The sequence below is a fragment of the Streptomyces smaragdinus genome, assembly GCF_009604385.1.
Classification (GTDB): Bacteria; Actinomycetota; Actinomycetes; order Streptomycetales; family Streptomycetaceae; genus Streptomyces; species Streptomyces smaragdinus.
Genome location: NZ_WEGJ01000020.1, coordinates 92,886 through 108,451, shown reverse-complemented (window position 1 = coordinate 108,451; position 15,566 = coordinate 92,886). Strand labels below are relative to the sequence as shown.

20 protein-coding genes are annotated in these 15,566 nt (G+C 70.9%); 14 read left to right on the top strand and 6 right to left on the bottom strand.

All coding sequences use genetic code 11. The annotated features are described in order from the left end of the window. Window position 1: 1 nt before the first annotated feature. The gene (locus tag SRB5_RS22805) at window positions 2-1,231 is read right to left on the bottom strand and encodes an MFS transporter (RefSeq protein ID WP_153455006.1); all 1,230 of its coding nucleotides are present in this window, start codon (window positions 1,229-1,231) and stop codon (window positions 2-4) included. 296 nt (window positions 1,232-1,527) lie between these two features. On the opposite strand from SRB5_RS22805, the gene SRB5_RS22800 reads away from it, so the two are divergent. Genes SRB5_RS22800 through SRB5_RS22755 form a run of 10 tightly spaced genes read left to right on the top strand, consistent with a single transcriptional unit; the run spans window position 1,528 to window position 11,807 of the window. Then, a complete protein-coding gene (locus SRB5_RS22800; RefSeq protein WP_228390332.1) occupies window positions 1,528-2,673 on the top strand; it encodes a hypothetical protein in 1,146 nt (381 codons plus the stop codon). Then, the gene (locus tag SRB5_RS22795) at window positions 2,670-3,440 is read left to right on the top strand and encodes a WecB/TagA/CpsF family glycosyltransferase (protein ID WP_153455002.1); all 771 of its coding nucleotides are present in this window, start codon (window positions 2,670-2,672) and stop codon (window positions 3,438-3,440) included. Before SRB5_RS22800 ends, SRB5_RS22795 begins: the two co-directional genes overlap by 4 nt. After that, window positions 3,440-4,696: a nucleotide sugar dehydrogenase gene (locus SRB5_RS22790; RefSeq protein ID WP_153455000.1), complete on the top strand. Its 1,257-nt coding sequence runs from the start codon at window positions 3,440-3,442 to the stop codon at window positions 4,694-4,696. Before SRB5_RS22795 ends, SRB5_RS22790 begins: the two co-directional genes overlap by 1 nt. Before the next feature lie 4 nt (window positions 4,697-4,700). Beyond that, window positions 4,701-5,810: a non-hydrolyzing UDP-N-acetylglucosamine 2-epimerase gene (wecB, locus tag SRB5_RS22785; RefSeq protein ID WP_153454998.1), complete on the top strand. Its 1,110-nt coding sequence runs from the start codon at window positions 4,701-4,703 to the stop codon at window positions 5,808-5,810. A gap of 56 nt (window positions 5,811-5,866) precedes the next feature. Further along, a complete protein-coding gene (locus SRB5_RS22780) occupies window positions 5,867-6,631 on the top strand; it encodes a YveK family protein (protein ID WP_153454996.1) in 765 nt (254 codons plus the stop codon). A 33-nt stretch (window positions 6,632-6,664) separates the two neighbouring features. Then, on the top strand, window positions 6,665-8,233 hold the full coding sequence (locus tag SRB5_RS22775; RefSeq protein ID WP_153454994.1) for a lipopolysaccharide biosynthesis protein: 1,569 nt from the start codon (window positions 6,665-6,667) through the stop codon (window positions 8,231-8,233). After that, window positions 8,230-9,333 (top strand): right-handed parallel beta-helix repeat-containing protein, encoded by a 1,104-nt coding sequence (locus tag SRB5_RS22770; RefSeq protein WP_153454992.1) that lies wholly within the window; start codon window positions 8,230-8,232, stop codon window positions 9,331-9,333. Before SRB5_RS22775 ends, SRB5_RS22770 begins: the two co-directional genes overlap by 4 nt. A gap of 13 nt (window positions 9,334-9,346) precedes the next feature. Next, entirely contained in the window at window positions 9,347-10,009 is a 663-nt protein-coding gene (locus SRB5_RS22765) for a class I SAM-dependent methyltransferase (RefSeq protein WP_153454990.1), read from the top strand. Window positions 10,010-10,023: 14 nt separating this feature from the next. Beyond that, on the top strand, window positions 10,024-10,812 hold the full coding sequence (locus SRB5_RS22760; RefSeq protein ID WP_323378311.1) for a glycosyltransferase family 2 protein: 789 nt from the start codon (window positions 10,024-10,026) through the stop codon (window positions 10,810-10,812). Between the two features lie 26 nt (window positions 10,813-10,838). Then, entirely contained in the window at window positions 10,839-11,807 is a 969-nt protein-coding gene (locus SRB5_RS22755) for a class I SAM-dependent methyltransferase (RefSeq protein ID WP_153454988.1), read from the top strand. 4 nt (window positions 11,808-11,811) lie between these two features. Here the strand turns inward: SRB5_RS22755 and SRB5_RS22750 are convergent, their stop codons facing one another. Then, window positions 11,812-11,964, bottom strand: coding sequence for a hypothetical protein (locus tag SRB5_RS22750; protein ID WP_153454986.1), 153 nt, complete (start codon window positions 11,962-11,964; stop codon window positions 11,812-11,814). 79 nt (window positions 11,965-12,043) lie between these two features. Here SRB5_RS22750 and SRB5_RS22745 point away from each other — a divergent pair, with 79 nt between their 5' ends. Next, window positions 12,044-12,328 carry a type II toxin-antitoxin system Phd/YefM family antitoxin gene (locus SRB5_RS22745; RefSeq protein WP_153454984.1) on the top strand — a complete coding sequence of 95 codons (285 nt, stop codon included), beginning with the start codon at window positions 12,044-12,046 and terminating at the stop codon, window positions 12,326-12,328. Continuing rightward, window positions 12,325-12,450: a hypothetical protein gene (locus SRB5_RS37200; RefSeq protein WP_267132604.1), complete on the top strand. Its 126-nt coding sequence runs from the start codon at window positions 12,325-12,327 to the stop codon at window positions 12,448-12,450. Before SRB5_RS22745 ends, SRB5_RS37200 begins: the two co-directional genes overlap by 4 nt. Window positions 12,451-12,678: 228 nt before the next feature. Here SRB5_RS37200 and SRB5_RS22740 read toward each other — a convergent pair whose 3' ends face one another. Beyond that, window positions 12,679-12,969 carry a hypothetical protein gene (locus SRB5_RS22740; protein WP_153454982.1) on the bottom strand — a complete coding sequence of 97 codons (291 nt, stop codon included), beginning with the start codon at window positions 12,967-12,969 and terminating at the stop codon, window positions 12,679-12,681. Beyond that, the gene (locus SRB5_RS37195; RefSeq protein ID WP_267132607.1) at window positions 12,966-13,100 is read right to left on the bottom strand and encodes a hypothetical protein; all 135 of its coding nucleotides are present in this window, start codon (window positions 13,098-13,100) and stop codon (window positions 12,966-12,968) included. Before SRB5_RS37195 ends, SRB5_RS22740 begins: the two co-directional genes overlap by 4 nt. A 188-nt stretch (window positions 13,101-13,288) precedes the next feature. Between SRB5_RS37195 and SRB5_RS22735 the strand changes: the two genes are divergently transcribed. Together SRB5_RS22735 and SRB5_RS22730 are read left to right on the top strand one after the other, a co-directional pair. Beyond that, complete coding sequence (locus SRB5_RS22735) at window positions 13,289-13,564, top strand: winged helix-turn-helix domain-containing protein (RefSeq protein WP_153454979.1); 276 nt, start codon at window positions 13,289-13,291, stop codon at window positions 13,562-13,564. 17 nt (window positions 13,565-13,581) lie between these two features. After that, window positions 13,582-14,199 carry a hypothetical protein gene (locus tag SRB5_RS22730; RefSeq protein WP_153454977.1) on the top strand — a complete coding sequence of 206 codons (618 nt, stop codon included), beginning with the start codon at window positions 13,582-13,584 and terminating at the stop codon, window positions 14,197-14,199. Window positions 14,200-14,310: 111 nt separating this feature from the next. On the opposite strand, the gene SRB5_RS22725 is transcribed toward SRB5_RS22730, so the two are convergent. Together SRB5_RS22725 and SRB5_RS22720 are read right to left on the bottom strand one after the other, a co-directional pair. Then, the gene (locus SRB5_RS22725; protein WP_153454975.1) at window positions 14,311-14,568 is read right to left on the bottom strand and encodes a type II toxin-antitoxin system Phd/YefM family antitoxin; all 258 of its coding nucleotides are present in this window, start codon (window positions 14,566-14,568) and stop codon (window positions 14,311-14,313) included. A 141-nt stretch (window positions 14,569-14,709) separates the two neighbouring features. Further along, on the bottom strand, window positions 14,710-15,525 hold the full coding sequence (locus SRB5_RS22720; protein ID WP_153454973.1) for a class I SAM-dependent methyltransferase: 816 nt from the start codon (window positions 15,523-15,525) through the stop codon (window positions 14,710-14,712). Window positions 15,526-15,566: the final 41 nt, after the last annotated feature.

Sequence of the window (15,566 nt, the reverse complement as noted above, 5' to 3'; positions counted from 1 at the left end):
CTCACGCCGCCACCCCCCTCAGCACCGCCCCCGCGACCACGGCGGACACCCCCAGCCCCACGGCACACCCGGCGAGCGCCGTCCCATCGCCCCACCAGGTCCAGGCGGCCCCGAACCCGAGCGAACACACGAACCGCGCCAGCGCCCGCCCGGTCCCCACCAGGGCGAGCCCACTCCCCCGCAGCTCCCCCGGCACGACATCGGCCACGGCGGCGGAGAGCACCCCGTCGGTGGCGGCGTAGAAGGCCCCGTGGAGCAGCAGCACGGCGTACACGAACACCACGGTCCCGGGCGCCCACAACAGCAGCCCGTACGCCCCGAGCAGCAGCCCGTGCCCCGCGAGGAAGACCCCCCGCCGCCCCACCCGATCGGCCAGCAGCCCGGCGGGCACGGCGAGCACGAGGAACGTGGCGGCGGTCCCGAGCGGCAGCAACGGAAACCAGCCGTCCCCCACGCCGCCCCGCCGCTGCAGCAGGAGGTACACGAAGGCGTCGCTGACGGTGGTCAGCCCGAGCAGCACCGCGCAGACGGCGAGGGCCCGCAGCCGTGACTGGCGTAGGAGCCCGAGCGCGGTACGCAGATCGACGCGGCGGACGGAGGTTCGTTCGGCCGGGGGACGGACCCTCCCGGGGACGAACAGGACGAGGACCACCACCCCCAACACCGCCACACACCCGCTGACCCCGAAAACCGCGTCATAGCTGTCCGCCGTCCCCGCAAGAATCCCGAACGCCGCCACCGGCCCCAGCAGAGCCCCGCACGTATCCATCGCCCGATGCACCCCGAACGCCCGCCCCTGCCCCCCGACAGGCGACGCGAGGGAGATCAGAGCGTCGCGGGGCGCCGTCCGCAGCCCCTTCCCCGTCCGGTCGAGCGCCAGCACCGCCCCGATCCCGCCCACCGTGTGGACGAGCAGCAGCAGCGGCTTGCACACCGCCGACAGCCCGTACCCCACCCCCGCGACGGCCTTGTGCCCCCGGGCCCGATCCGCGACATGCCCCCCGGCGAGCTGCACGAACGCGCTCACCCCGTTGTAGATCCCGTCCAGCACCCCGAACCCCAGCGGGCTCAGCCCCAGCCCCACCACCAGGTACAACGGCAGCACCGCGGTGACCATCTCCGACGACACATCGGTGATCAGACTGACCGCGCCCAGCGCGAGGACCGCGGGCGCCACCCGCCGCCCGGCCCCGCCGCCCCCACGCGCCGCCGCCCGCTCCTCGAGGTACATGGACCCCCCGCCCATGACAACCGCACACGACGGAGGCCACCCTAGAACACCCGTCCGTGATCACCACCTGAAAACAGAAATTCAGCAAATTGCCAACCCTGACCGCCTTGTCGGCCTATCGTGCGCTTGTACGCTACGAGTCGAACGCGCATCCCTCGCACGAACACCGCAGTCGCGAGGGCGGCACGTCGCCATAGGGGGGTTACGGGCAGTGTTCCGCTGCGCCGTGCCCAAGAGCTGACCGGCTTGAGTGCGGAACCGACCCGGGGGGGTTGTCCGATTTGGGGACTACGCGTATGCATGCGCTCGCGCATGCGGACTTAGCTCTCTTCCACCTGACCGAACGTCTCACCGCCCTCGCCGAGGCCGGCCTGCCGGCGATGCTCCTGCCCGGCGGCGAGGGCGTGGTGTTCACCCGCGCCGCCGTCCGCCCGGGCCGGGCCGGCCCCTGGCGGACGACACCGCGCGGCACGAGCGACCGTTACGCGGCGATCACCGCGCTGGGCGTCGACCGGCTCCCGCCCGGGCGGCAGCGCGAGGTGCTCGGCGGGCGCTCCGCCGAGGAGTTCACCGGCCTGCTGATCGAGCGCCTGCCGGGTGTACGCAACCTCGGCGACGCGGCCCTGATCTGCTGGGCGGCGGCGGAGACCCGCCACCCCAAGCTGTCGGACGCCCTCGACCGGCTGGCGGCGCTGGACGAGCCGGAGGGCCCCCGGTACACCGTCGAGGCGGCGTGGGTGCTCTCCGCGCTGGCGGCGGCCCGCGGCCAGGCGGACGTCGAGGACCGGCTGCGCGCCGCCCGCGACCGGCTGCTGACCGCCCGGATCGCCGGCGGCCCCCTGTTCCCGCACGCCACCGGCCCCGGCCTGCTGCCCCGGTACCGGGAGCACATCGGCTGCTTCGCCGACCAGACGTACCCGCTGCAGGCCCTGGCCCGTACCCACGCGAGCGGCGCCGACCCCGAGGCGCTGGCGGCGGCGAACGCCTGCGCCGCCCGGATCTGCGACCTCCAGGGCGCCGGGGGCCAGTGGTGGTGGCACTACGACGCCCGCCGCGGCACGGTGATCGAGGGCTACCCGGTGTACAGCGTGCACCAGCACGCGATGGCCCCCACCGCCCTCTTCGACCTCACCGACGCCGGCGGCACCGACCACGCCCCCGCGATCCACCGCGGCCTGCGCTGGATGACCGCCCCGCCCGAGCTGGGCGCCGACGCCGAGCCCCTGATCCGCGACGACCTCCACGTCACCTGGCGCAAGGTGTACCGCGGCGACCCGAGGAAGGCCGTCCGCGCCGCCCGCGGCCTGGCCACCCGGGTGTCACCGGGACTGAGACTGCGTCCCCTGGACGCCCTCTACCGCCCCACCTCGATCGACCGTGAGTGCCGCCCGTACGAACTGGGCTGGCTGCTGCACGCCTGGCTCGGGGAGGCCCGCGGATGACGGCCCGCCGCACCCTGTTCGGGGTGGAACTGGACGCGCTCACCATGGACGAGACGGTCGAGCGCTGCGTCACGGCCGCCCGGAACGGCCACACCCTCGAGATAGGCGTCGTCAACGCCGCCAAGCTCGTCAACATGCGCCGCGACCCGAGCCTCGCCGAGGCCGTCCAGGGCTGTGACCTGGTCCTCGCCGACGGCCAGGCGGTCGTCTGGGCGTCCCGGCTGCTGCGCGCGCCGCTGCCCGAACGGGTCGCGGGCATCGACCTGTTCGTACGGCTGCTGCGGGAGGCCGAGAAGCAGGGCCTCAGCGTGTACTTCCTCGGCGCCCGCCGGGAGGTCCTGACCCGCATGCTGCACCGGGTCGCGCGGAAGTTCCCCGCCCTCGCCGTCGCCGGCAGCCGCGACGGCTACTTCGGCGACGACGAACAGCCCGCCGTCGCGGACGCCATCGCGCGCAGCGGCGCACAGCTGCTCTTCCTGGGCATGACCTCGCCCAAGAAGGAGATCTTCACCGCCGGATACGGCCGCCGCTCCGGCGCCCGCGTCATCCACGGGGTTGGCGGCTCGTTCGACATCCTCGCCGGCGTCACCCGCCGCGCACCCGAACGGTGGCAGCGCCTGGGCCTGGAGTGGCTCTACCGGCTGCTGCAGGAACCCCGCCGGCTCGGCCGGCGCTATCTCACGACCAACGCGGTGTTCGTCGGGATGACCCTCCGGGAGCTGTTCCGCCGCAGGCCGCTCACCAGCACCGCGGGCAGGGGGATCTGATGCGCGTCGTAGTCGTCGGACAGGGGTACGTCGGGCTGCCGCTGGCGATCAGAGCGGCCGAGACCGGGCACCGGGTCGTCGGGTACGACGTGGACACCGAGCGGGTGAAGAAGCTCGGCGCCGGTGAGTCGTACGTGGAGGACGTGTCGTCGGAGCGGCTGAAGGCGGCGCTGGAGGCCGGTACGTTCCGGCCGTCGGACTCCGCGCGCGACTGCGGCGGCTTCGACGTCGCCGTCGTCACCGTGCCCACCCCGCTCCACGAGGGGGTGCCCGACCTGCGCTACATCGAGGAGTCCGCGCGGGTCCTGGCCCGCTATCTGCGCCCCGGCGCGACGGTCGTCCTCGAGTCGACCACGTACCCGGGGACCACGCAGGAGCTCTTCGGCCCGCTGCTGGAGGACGGCTCGGGGCTGATCGCGGGCGCCGACTTCCACCTCGGCTACAGCCCCGAGCGGATCGACCCGGGGAACCCGGTGTGGGGCTTCAAGGAGACGCCGAAGGTCGTCTCCGGGATCGACGGCCCGTCGCTGAAGGCCATCCGCGACTTCTACGCCGGGCTGGTCGACACGACCGTGCCCGTCGACTCGCCGAAGGAGGCGGAGCTGGCGAAGCTGCTGGAGAACACCTTCCGGCACGTCAACATCGCGCTGGTCAACGAGATCGCGATGTTCGCCCGCCACCTCGACATCGACGTGTGGCAGGCGATCGACGCGGCGTCCAGCAAGCCGTTCGGCTTCATGAAGTTCACGCCCGGCCCCGGCGTCGGCGGCCACTGCCTGCCCATCGACCCGTCGTACCTCTCCTGGCGGGTGCAGCGTGAACTCGGGCAGAACTTCCGCTTCGTGGAGCTGGCGAACGACATCAACAGCCATATGCCCGAGTACGTCACCCGCCGGCTGATCGAGGCGCTGAACGCCCGCAAGAAGGCCGTCAACGGCTCCCGCGTGCTGCTGCTGGGCCTGGCGTACAAGAAGAACACCGGCGACGCCCGCGAATCGCCCGCCCTGCGGGTGACGCGGCTGCTGCTCGACATGGGCGCGGAGGTACGGGCCGCCGACCCGCACGTGGTCGAGAGCCGCACCCTGGACGCCCGGCTGATCCGCGTCGAGCCCACCCGCGAGGAGCTGGCGGCGGCGGACGCCGTGGTGCTGCTCACCGACCACGACGCGTTCGACTACCGCCTCGTCGCCGAGGCCGCCGGTCTGGTCCTGGACTGCCGGCGGCGGCTGACCGGCCCCGGAATCGAGGTGCTGTAACCCCATGACGAGGATCGTCTGCGTCGCCGGCGCGCGGCCCAACTACATGAAGATCAAACCCGTGCTGGACGCGCTGGAGGCCCGGGGCGCCGAGGTCGTCCTCGTCCACACCGGACAGCACTACGACCCGGCCATGAACGAGGTCTTCTTCCGCGACCTCGGCCTGCGCCCCGCCGACCACTTCCTCGGCGTCGGCTCCGGCAGCCACGCCATCCAGACGGGAAAGGTGATGGCGGCCTTCGAGCCGCTGGTCGCCGAGCTCGCCCCGGACGTCGTCACCGTCGTCGGCGACGTCAACTCCACCGTCGCCTGCGCCCTGGTCACCGCCAAGGCCGGCCCGCTGCTCGCCCACGTCGAGGCGGGACTGCGCAGCCGCGACTGGGGGATGCCGGAGGAGGTCAACCGGGTCACCACCGACCGGATCAGCGACTTCCTCCTCGCCCCGTCCCCGGACGCCGTGGACAACCTGCGGACGGAGGGCTACCGCGAGGACCAGATCCACCTCGTCGGCAACGTCATGATCGACACCCTCCTCGCCAACCTCGACCGGGCCCGCTCGAGCGGCGCGCTCGAACGCTACGGGCTCACCCCGGGCTCGTACGGCCTGGTCACGCTGCACCGGCCGGCCAACGTGGACGACCCGGCCGTGCTCACCGATCTGCTCAAGGCCCTCGGGGAGGTGGCCGCGCACTGCCCGCTCGTGCTGCCCGTCCACCCCCGCGCGGCCGGGCGGCTGGCCGCGATCGGGGTGCCCGGCGGCGTCCGGACCGTGGCACCGGCCGGCTACCTCGACTTCATCGCCCTCCAGTCCGCCGCCCGGATCGTCCTCACGGACTCCGGCGGCGTCCAGGAGGAGACCACCGCCCTGGGGGTCCCGTGTGTGACGCTGCGCGAGAACACCGAACGCCCGATCACCGTCTCGCAGGGCACCAATGTCCTGGCGGGGCGCGATCCCGTACGAATCGTCTCCACCGCCCTCTCGCTGCTGGCCGACCCACCCCCCGCGCGGCGCCCGGACCTGTGGGATGGGCGGGCCGGCGAGCGGATCGCGGACGTGCTGCTGGCCGCCGGGCCGGCGCACCCCCGGCCGACATCGCGCTTAAGCCAAAGGTGACTCGAACAGTTCAACTGATCTCGAATCCACCTATGATGGCCGATGGGGGGAGGCCCATGGACCTTGCCGAAATAGCACGGGTCATGCGGCGACGGTGGCGTGTCCTGGTGCCGTTGCTGCTGCTCACGGGAGTGCTGGTCGGGGGGCTCGGCTATGTGATGCCGACGTCGTACCAGTCACAGAGCACGGTGGCGCTGGTCAACTCGCGCAAGGGATCGGAGGGGGACGGCAATCCGTTCCTGACGATGCCGCCGTCGCTGACGGGCATGGCGGACAATCTGGCGCGCAATCTGAACTCCGACGCCTCCGCCCGGGAGCTGCGGTCGCGGGGCCTGACCCAGTCGTACGAGACGAAGATCGCGGACAACGCGCTGGGTCCGCTGCTGTGGCTCACGGTCACGGGGACGGACGCGGTCGCCGTACGGAAGTCCGGCGAGATCCTCACCGCGTACGCGGCGGAGCGGCTGGAGCAGTTCCAGGCCGATCAGTCGGTGCGGCCGGAGGCGATGATCCGGATGACGACGGTCGTACCGCCGCAGCAGCCGGTGGCGCAGACGAAGACGCGGACGCAGTACATGGTGATGCTGGGGGCGCTGGGATTCGCGGTGAGTCTGGCGGCGGCGTTCTTCGTCGAGGCGCGGCGGAGGCATCAGGCGGCTTCGGTCCCGGAGGTCGCCCTTTCCCACCGCCGTAAGGCCCGAACCCCCGTCGAAGCGCCCGCCCCCGCGCCGGTCGACGACCCCACGATGCAGCTCCCCGCCGCTGCGGTCCCCCAGCCCGACCCGGACGACGGCACCCGCAAGCCGTCCTGGGCCAAGTGACGGTCCCGCGGACCCCCCACGAGGAGTCAGCCCATGGACGGGGTGCGCACCGCACCGCCGCTGTCCCCCGAGGACACCCTCGCCCTGCGACTGCCCCCGGGCCTGCAGGGCTCGGGCCTCGCCGAACCGCCCGGGTCGGGGCTGCCGCACGACCGGCTCGCGGGGAAGGTCTCGCGCGCGGCCCGCTGGAGCCTGGTCAACACCCTGGTCATGCGGCTGGGGAACTTCGCGACGGGCATCGTCCTCGCCCGCTTCGTCCTCGACCCGGCGGCCTGGGGCGTGTACGCCGTCGCGCAGACCGTCCTGATGGTCCTGCTCTCCGCCAACGAGCTCGGCGTCACCCTGGCGATCGTCCGCTGGGACGGCGACGTCCGCCGCTTCGCCCCCACCGTCCTCACCCTCAGCACGGCCTCCAGCTGCACCCTGTACGCGGCCGTCTTCTGCGCCGCCCCGTCGATCGCCGGCCTGCTGGGGTCCCCGAGCGCGGCCGCGGTGCTGCGGGTGATGTGTCTGTGTCTGGTCATCGACGGCCTGTCGCTGGTCCCGGCCGGGGTCATCACGCGCGAGTTCGCGCAGCACAAGCGCCTGGCCATCGACGCGGTGAACTTCCTGCTGGCGACCGGCATCACCCTCGCGCTGGCGTTCCGCGGCTGGGGGGCGATGAGCTTCGCGGTGGGCGCGGTGTGCGGCAATCTGTCGGCGCTCGTGGGCTGCGCGCTGGCCGCGCGGGGGATGCTGCGGTTCGGCTGGGACCGCGAGCAGGCGGGTGCGCTGCTGCGGTTCGGGCTGCCGCTGGCGGGGGCGAGCCTGCTGGCGCTGGGGGTGGTCAACCTCGACGCGATGATCGTGGGGGCGACGCTCGGGCCGGTGGCCCTGGGGCTGTACATGATCGCGTTCAATATGGCGGGCTGGCCGGTACGGATCATCTCGGAGGCCTCCCGCCGCGTGTCGTTCGCGGGCTTCTCGCGGGTCGCGGACTCCCCCCGCGACCTCGTACGGGGCTTCGCCCGCGCCCTGAAGCTGCTGGTCACGGTCACCGTCCCGATCTGCGTGCTGCTCGCGGCCCTCGCCGGGCCCGCGGTGCGGCTGCTGTACGGGGAGAAGTGGGTGCCGGCCGCGCAGGCGCTGCCGTGGCTGATGGCGCTGGGGCTGACGCGGATCGGGAGTGAGCTGGCGTACGACTGTCTGGTCGCCGTGGGCAAGCGGCGGTCGCTGATGGCGCTGCAGGGGCTGTGGCTGGTGACGCTGCTGCCGGTGCTGCTGATCGCGGCGCGGTCGGGGGACATCCGGGAAGTGGCGATGGGGCATGTGGTCGTCGCGGGCGGGGTGGTGGTGCCGGCGTTCCTGTTCGTGCTCCACCGTGCCGGAATTCCGGCGCGGGTGGTGGCGGTGGCGTGCGCGCGGGCGTTCTTCGGCGGGGCGATGACGGCGTGGGTGGTGATCCTGCTGCACCGGCGGATGGGGGACGGGACGGCGGAGGTGGTCATGACGGCGGCGATCGGGGTCATTTCGTACGGGCTGTGCACGGTGCCGGGTAGTGATCTGCTGCCGCGCACGCCGAAGGTGAAGCCGCGGCCACGGCATCGGAAGGCGCGAGGATGAGACGTAAACGGGGCGGGCGTCTGGGGACGCGGGTCAGGGTTGTGCTGCTGGGGGCGGTGCTGGTGCTGGTCGCCTTCTCCTGCTCGGCGGTGACCGGGGAGGCGGAGTGTCTGGGGGGTGTGGGGCTCTGTGATCCGGGGGAGCTGACGCGGTCGCCCGTCGCTTCTCCGTCACCTTCCGGGTCTCCGTCTTTGCCGGCGTCCCCCTTGCGGCCCGGCGAGCGCCGCGGCTCCAAGCGCGTACCGTCCGCCCCCGCCGATCCTGCCGACCGCCCCTCCGTCTGCCCGACGCCCGCCGCCTGCGACTTCCCCGATGCCTCGAACACCGGCCCGCGGACGGCGCTCAAGCAGCAACGCACCGGTGACGCGACGATCCGCGAGAACGGCGCCGTCATCAAGGGCTGGGACATCACCGGCTCCCTCGACATCTACGCGAACGACGTCACCGTCATCGACAGCCGCATCACGTCCACCAACTGGTGGGGCATCAACCTCCGCCCCGGCTACAAGGGCCTCCGTATCCTGCACACGGAGATCACCGCCGTCGCCGGCAAGGGCCCCGACAACGGCGGCGTGGACTACGCGGTGTCGAACATGGGCGGCAGCTCGATCGAGGTCGGCTGGTGCGACGTGTCCGTCTTCGGCGACGCGCTGTCGATGGGCCAGGGGAACCTGCACGACAACTACGTGCACGACATCGTCCCGTTCGTGAACCTCGGCGGTGAATGGCAGCACACCAACACGGTGATCAGCGGCGGCTCCGGCGCCGGAAAGCTGACCATCCGCCACAACACGCTCCTCAACCCCACGCCCATCGACAAGGGCGCCTCCGCCAGCGTCGGCCTCTTCGCCGACACCGGCCCCGTCAGCAACACGACCGTCCACGACAACTACATCGCCGGCGGGGCGTACGCCCTGTACGCCGGGGGTGAGGGTTCGTCGGGGATCGAGGTCACCGACAACGTCTTCGCGACGACGTACCACCCCAAGGGCGGTTACTACGGCGTCGTCGCGTACTGGAACCCGTCCGGCCCCGGCAACGTCTGGCGCGGCAACCGGATGTCCGACGGGAAGCCCGCGAAACCACAGCCGCCCTCGTGATCGGATTCTTCTGATGCCCCGGAACCGCACTCTCCGCAACCGTTTCGTCGATGCGCCCGGCTCGCTCGGGGAGCGCTTCCGCGCTGCCCGCTGGGAGCGTTTCCGTGCCTGCTTCCCGTCCATCGCCGATCTGCGGGTCGTCGATCTCGGGGGGACGGCGGACATGTGGCTGCGGGCGCCGGTGGCGCCGAAGCACGTACATCTGGTGAATCTGGAGGCGCATCCGTCGGATCTGCCGTCGTGGATCACCGGTGCGGTCGCGGACGTCACGGACGGGTCGGTGGTGGAGGGGCTGGGGACGTACGACCTGGTGGTGTCGAACTCGACGATCGAGCACGTGGGGGGCCATGTGCAGCGGCAGCGGTTCGCGGCGGCGATCGATCGGCTGGCGCCGATGCACTGGGTGCAGACGCCGTACCGGTACTTCCCGGTGGAGCCGCATTTCCTGGCGCCGGGGTTCCAGTTCCTGCCCCTCGCGGCGCAGGCGAAGCTCGTACGGCACTGGCCGCTGACGCACAGCCGTCCGTCGGACGCGCGGGAGGGGATGCGGGCGGTGATCGGGATCGAGCTGCTGACGCGGGCGGAGATGCGGTATCTGTTCCCGGCGTCGCGGCTGATCAGCGAGCGGGTGGCGGGGCTGACGAAGTCGCTTACGGCGGTGCGGGGCGAGCGGTGATCCGCGGGACGGTTGTGTCGGTTCGGCTGATCCGGGCGCCGTGGGAGCTGCTGAAGCGGGTCTTCGGGTGGCTGGTGCTGTACGAGGCGTGGAACAAGGTGCGGCTGTCGTGGACGGCGGTGGGGCTGCGGCGGTTCGAGACGCGGGAGGTCGGGCGGCTGGGTGTGTCTCCGCCGCCGCGCGCGCTGGTCGCCACCGTGATCGCCACGTACCGGCGCCCGGAGTCCCTGCGACGGGCAGTGGCGGCGGCGCTGGGGCAGACGGTGGGGGATCAGGTGGTCGTGGTGGTGGACGACGGGGCGGGGCTGCCTGATTTGCCGTCCGACCCGCGGCTGTACGCGGTGTCGCTGTCGCGGAACGTGGGGGTGGCGGGGGTGGTACGGAACGTGGGCGTGCGGCTGTCGCGGTCGCGGTACGTGGCGTTCCTGGACGACGACAACGTCTGGGAGCGGGACCACCTGGAGCGCGCGCTGGCCGCGCTGGAGGCCCCGTCGGGCGGCCCGGACGGGGTGTACACGGCGCTACGCCGGGTCTCGGCCGACGGGACCGAACTGGACGTCCTGTCGGTCCCGTTCTCCCGCCGCGACTCGGCCCACGCCTCGTTCCTGGACACGAACGCGTTCGTGGCCCGCCGCACGCGCGCCCTGCACTTCAGCCGCCTTCGCCGCACACCGTCGGTGCTGCCGCGGGAGGACTGGGAACTGATCCGCCGCTACAGCCGCCGGCATACGGTGCGGCATCTGCCCGTACCGACGGTGCGCTATCTGGCGAACCCGGACAGCTACTACACGACTTGGCTCTGATTTCCGTCCACGAGGGGGGCTCGTACATGCTCGGAAACCTGGTGAACCGCCACGACGCCGGCCGCCTGCTACGCAAGGTGGGCCGCCGCGAACTGAACCCGGTCCTGTCAAAACTCCGCATCCGAGGAAACCGCCGAGTCGTAGAACACTGGGACGCCCGAATCGACCCCTCCCTGACGGAATGGTGGGCGATCCCGGAGGTAATAACCCGCTGGAACCTCCTGATGACGGGCTCACCGTCCACCACATTCCCCGAATACGTGGCATCCAAGTACTTCGCCCCCCGCACCGACCTCCACGGCCTCTCCCTGGGCTGCGGCACGGGCGGCAACGAAGTCCTCTGGGCGGCGACGGGCACATTCTCCCGGCTGGAGGGGGTGGACATCTCCCCGGAACGCATCGAGCAGGCAACCCGCACAGCGGGCTCGGACGTACTCCACTTCCGGGTAGCGGACATCAACGCCCTGACCTCCTCAGGAACCCGCTACGACGTCCTCCTGGGCCTCCAGTCCCTCCACCACTTCGACGACCTCGACCACACGCTCCCGCGCCTTGCCGAACTCCTCACCCCAGACGGCCTCTTCGTGGTGGACGAATTCACGGGCCCAACCCGCTTCCAATGGACCCCAGCCCAACTCGACGCGGCAAACTACCTCCTCACCACCCTCCCGGAATCCCACCGCCGCCTCCCGGACGGCCGCCTCAAAACCCGAGTAATCCGCCCGAGCCTCCTCTCCATGCGCCTGGACGACCCCTCGGAAGCAGTGAACGCCGCGTCCCTCCTCCCAGGCCTACACCGATGCTTCGACGTAGTGGAGGAACGCCCCTACGGCGGCACAATCCTCCACCTCCTCTTCTCAGGCATAGCCCACAACTTCCGCGACTCAACCCCAGAAACCAAGGCCCTCCTGGAAGCCTGCTTCACCTACGAAGACAAGGCCCTCCCCACCCTGGGCCACGACTTCACGTCCTTGGTCTGCCGCCCGCGGGCCTGAACACTCAGGACCCCTCCGCCTGATCTTCGACCTCCCCGACCAGATACTCAGCCTTGTCGAGCAGGACGTCCAGATCCAACGCCTCCGCGGCAATACGCTCTGCCGCAAGCCGAGCCTCACGACGCCTTGCCCGTTCCTCAATCAGCGACATATCCATGTCACGTGCCCCTCTCCACGCCTCGCACCGATTTCCCGGATCCGCCGCCTCCCGCCACGACACGGGTAAACTCAACCGCATGAGTGACACTAGTGACACTTACGGAATCAAGGACGCCAAGGCGATACTGGGCCCGCTGGTGCGGCGCTGCGCGGTAAGCCGGGAACGGATCCTGATCACGGATCACGGCCAGCCGGTGGCGGTCCTGATGAACCCGGCAGAGCTGGCTGACCTCGAGGACGAGCTGGCGCTGACGAAGTACCAACTCGCCAAGGCCAACGGCACCTTGACGACCGATTCCCACGAAGACGTGATCGCCGCGGTGTATGCCGGAGATGCCGCCGAGAACCGTGGCGCCGCATGACCTGGCGGATCGAATACGCCGCCGGCGTCAAACAGCGAATCGTCGACTACCGCAAGACCGACCCGCAGGGCGTTGACCTGATCTTCGACGCGATCAACGCCCTGCGAGCCGAACCGTCGTGATCTTCCATGTGGGCCGGACCCCATGAGCGGTCAGTCGGTGCACGGCGCCGATCGGTCCGCCACATCCTCGAGTTCGTCAATACTCACGGCTGCCGCGGAAGAGCTCGCCTTGTCCCGAGCAACTGCCTCCATCAGCCGCCGGGCATTGGCCGGTGAGCCCAAGAGGTAGACGGTCTCCCGCCAAGCCGCGGAGTCGGCCGTCTGTGCGACATCGGGTTTCGACACGTGTCAGCCCTCCCGCCCGGGCAGCCGCATCCCGCGCGATTCCGCAACCCGCAGGACCGCATGCACTGAGCGCGCCAGCTGCATCCCCGCGTAGCGGACCTCCGTGTAGTGGGAGAGCGGGTCCTCCAGCACCTCCAGGGCCTCCCCCAGGGTGTCGGCGCCGGCCGTCAGCAGCTCCGCCTCCCTCGCGTCCGCCATACGGGAGACGAACCCGCCCCCTTCCCCGGAGATGAGGTAACACGGCCCGCCGTCCTCGGTCACCCATGGCAGCAGGCGCGGCTCGCGGTACGTCATACCGTCACCGCCTTCGCGGCGCCGACCACGTGCCGGTCGAGGTCCACGCCGAAGTCGGCGGCCAGAACGAGGGCGAGCCTGCGGCGGCGGTAGGCCAGTTGGCGGGCTGCGGCGCGGATAAGGTTGGTCATGTCGGTCTGCTCCAATCAGATCGGCCACGCCCCCGGACGTTCGCCCGTCGCGGGGGTCTCGATCGCCCACCGAATGTAGCTCATGACCTGGTGAGCCATATAACAATGTGACTCGGCAGGTGGATATAGGTCTCTAGATGTCACTCCCTGATCAGGCCAGACTGATTCTGATCATCTAGGATTTATCCATGGCTGATGCGCAGGAGTGGCACCCGGACCCGAATTCGCGGATCTACGTGTACGTACAGATCGCGGAGCACATCATCGAGGACATCCGCGCCAAGCGACTGACCGTCGGCTCCCGCCTAGCCTCTGAACCTGACCTCTCCGAGGAGTACGGCGTCGCGATCAACACCCTCCGTCGCGCCATCCGCGAGCTCCGAGAACGCGGCATCGTCGAGACGGTCACGTCAAAGGGCACGTTCGTGATCGCCGACCCCGACACGGTGACCGCCGCCGAGTAGACCCGACGGAGCGTGGAATGACCGACGCTAGGCCCCACGTCCGTACATACACCGCCCCCCGCGGAGTCAAGGCGGGTATCGCGACCGTCCTCGCCACCACCGCGGGCCTCTTCGCCCTGTATCCCGTCCTGCTGGACACGGCAACGGACTTCGGCACCGCCCTCTTCTTCGGCCTGCCCGCCGGCGCCCTCCTCTTCATGATCGTCGTGACCCTCAGAGCCGCGACGATCGTCGGCCAGAGCGGGATAACCATCCGGATGGCGCGCCTCCGGAAGGCAGCATGGCGCGACATCGTCGCCATCGAGGTGGAGCCGTACGACGACGGCCAGGGCCGCACCCGCGACCAGCTGGTGATCTACACGCGCGACGCCCGACGAACCCCGCTCCCGTACGTCACCGAGACGCACGGCCCACTGCAGACCTCGGCCCGGACGATCCGCGAGATCTGGGAACGCCAACGCGGCGAGGACTGGCTCCCCCTGCCGACCGCTGTCGCAACCGGACGCGGAAAAGCCACGCAGAGGCAGAAGTCCGCCGACAAGGCCGTCACCGCACTCCGGCTCCTGAACGCACTCGTACAGATCACCCTCTACGGCATCCTCGTCACCGCCACGATCATGGAGCTGACCGGCTAACACCGGACCACCCACACGACCCGGTGCACAACGGCGTACACAACCCCCGGCGCAAGCCCGACCCAAGCGACGACGCCCCCCACCGCCACACGAACGAGGCCAGGCCTCCGTTCACATCGCCACGGAAGGCTCCTTTCCTCCCGCACGGCCAGTCTCAAACGGCACCGCGGCGGCGGGGTTCAGCGCGCGATCGCGTTCCAGGCAGGCGACCGCGAGCGCGTCCCGGAGGCCCGCCAGCTCGGCGGGTGAGACGAGCACCGCCACCGGCGCACCCTGGTCCGTCAGCGTGATGTGTTCGCGCTGCGCCGCCCGGCGAACCAGCTCGCCCAGCCGGCCCCGCGCATCGGCAATCGGATACGAAGCACTCATGCCCCCAGGCTGCCGTCACCCGCACTTGGGGACATGCCCTTCCGCGATTCCCGTACGGCGAATCCGCCCGCGATGTACGCACCGTCCAGCGGACAGCCGGCGCGAGCAACCCCGTGATGCGGATGTACGGGTGTGATCCGGTCACCGATACCCGACACCGAGCATGTGCGAGCTCGCCGCCAGCAGATCGGGATACGGCTCCGCGAGCCGGGCGGCGCTCAGGGCCGCCCCCAGCATGTCGGTGCCGATCAGCGACTCACCCGTGTGCTGCTCGGCGGCCTTCAGCTGACCCCACGCCGGACCCTCGATCCCGTACACGGTCAGGTCCCGCAGGCCGGCCGCCGTCAGCTCCGCCGTCAGTTCGGTGGCGGTGTGGAAGTACGCGGCGGTGAAGCCCTTGCGGCCCGGGTCGTGGCGGCCGGTGGCGAGGATGTCGCGTACCGCGTCGTGGACCCGGTCCCTCACCAGCCAGGTCGTCGCGGTGTGCTCGAAGAGGGAGGCGTAGCGGTTGATCGCCGCGGCGGCGATGATCCCGCCGGGCCGGACAACGCGCCGGGCCTCGGCCAGGGCGAGGTCGCGGTCGGCGCGGTCGAGCAGGTGGTAGAGGGGCCCCAGGACGAGAGCGACGTCGCACGAACCGTCCGCGGCCGAAAGCCGCCGCGCGTCACCGAGCTCCACCGTCGCGCCGACGCTCTTGGCCTGCTCCACGTGGCGGGGTACGGGGTCGATCAGATGGACCTGGTAGCCGTCCCGGATCAGCCACTCCGCGTGGATACCGGGCCCACCGCCGATGTCGATCACCGTGGCGGGGGCGGGCGGAAGGTGGCGGCGCAGCAGCTCCTGGGTGCGGAGGAGTTCAAGGTGGCCGTCCGCGGATGAGGTGAGGCGCGTGGACTCGTCGATCGACTCGCCGTAGAACTCGAGGATCTCTGCTGCGACTTGGAGTGGGGCTGCCATGGGAGGTGCTCCTCCCTGACCGGTCCACCTGTCCACTTCCC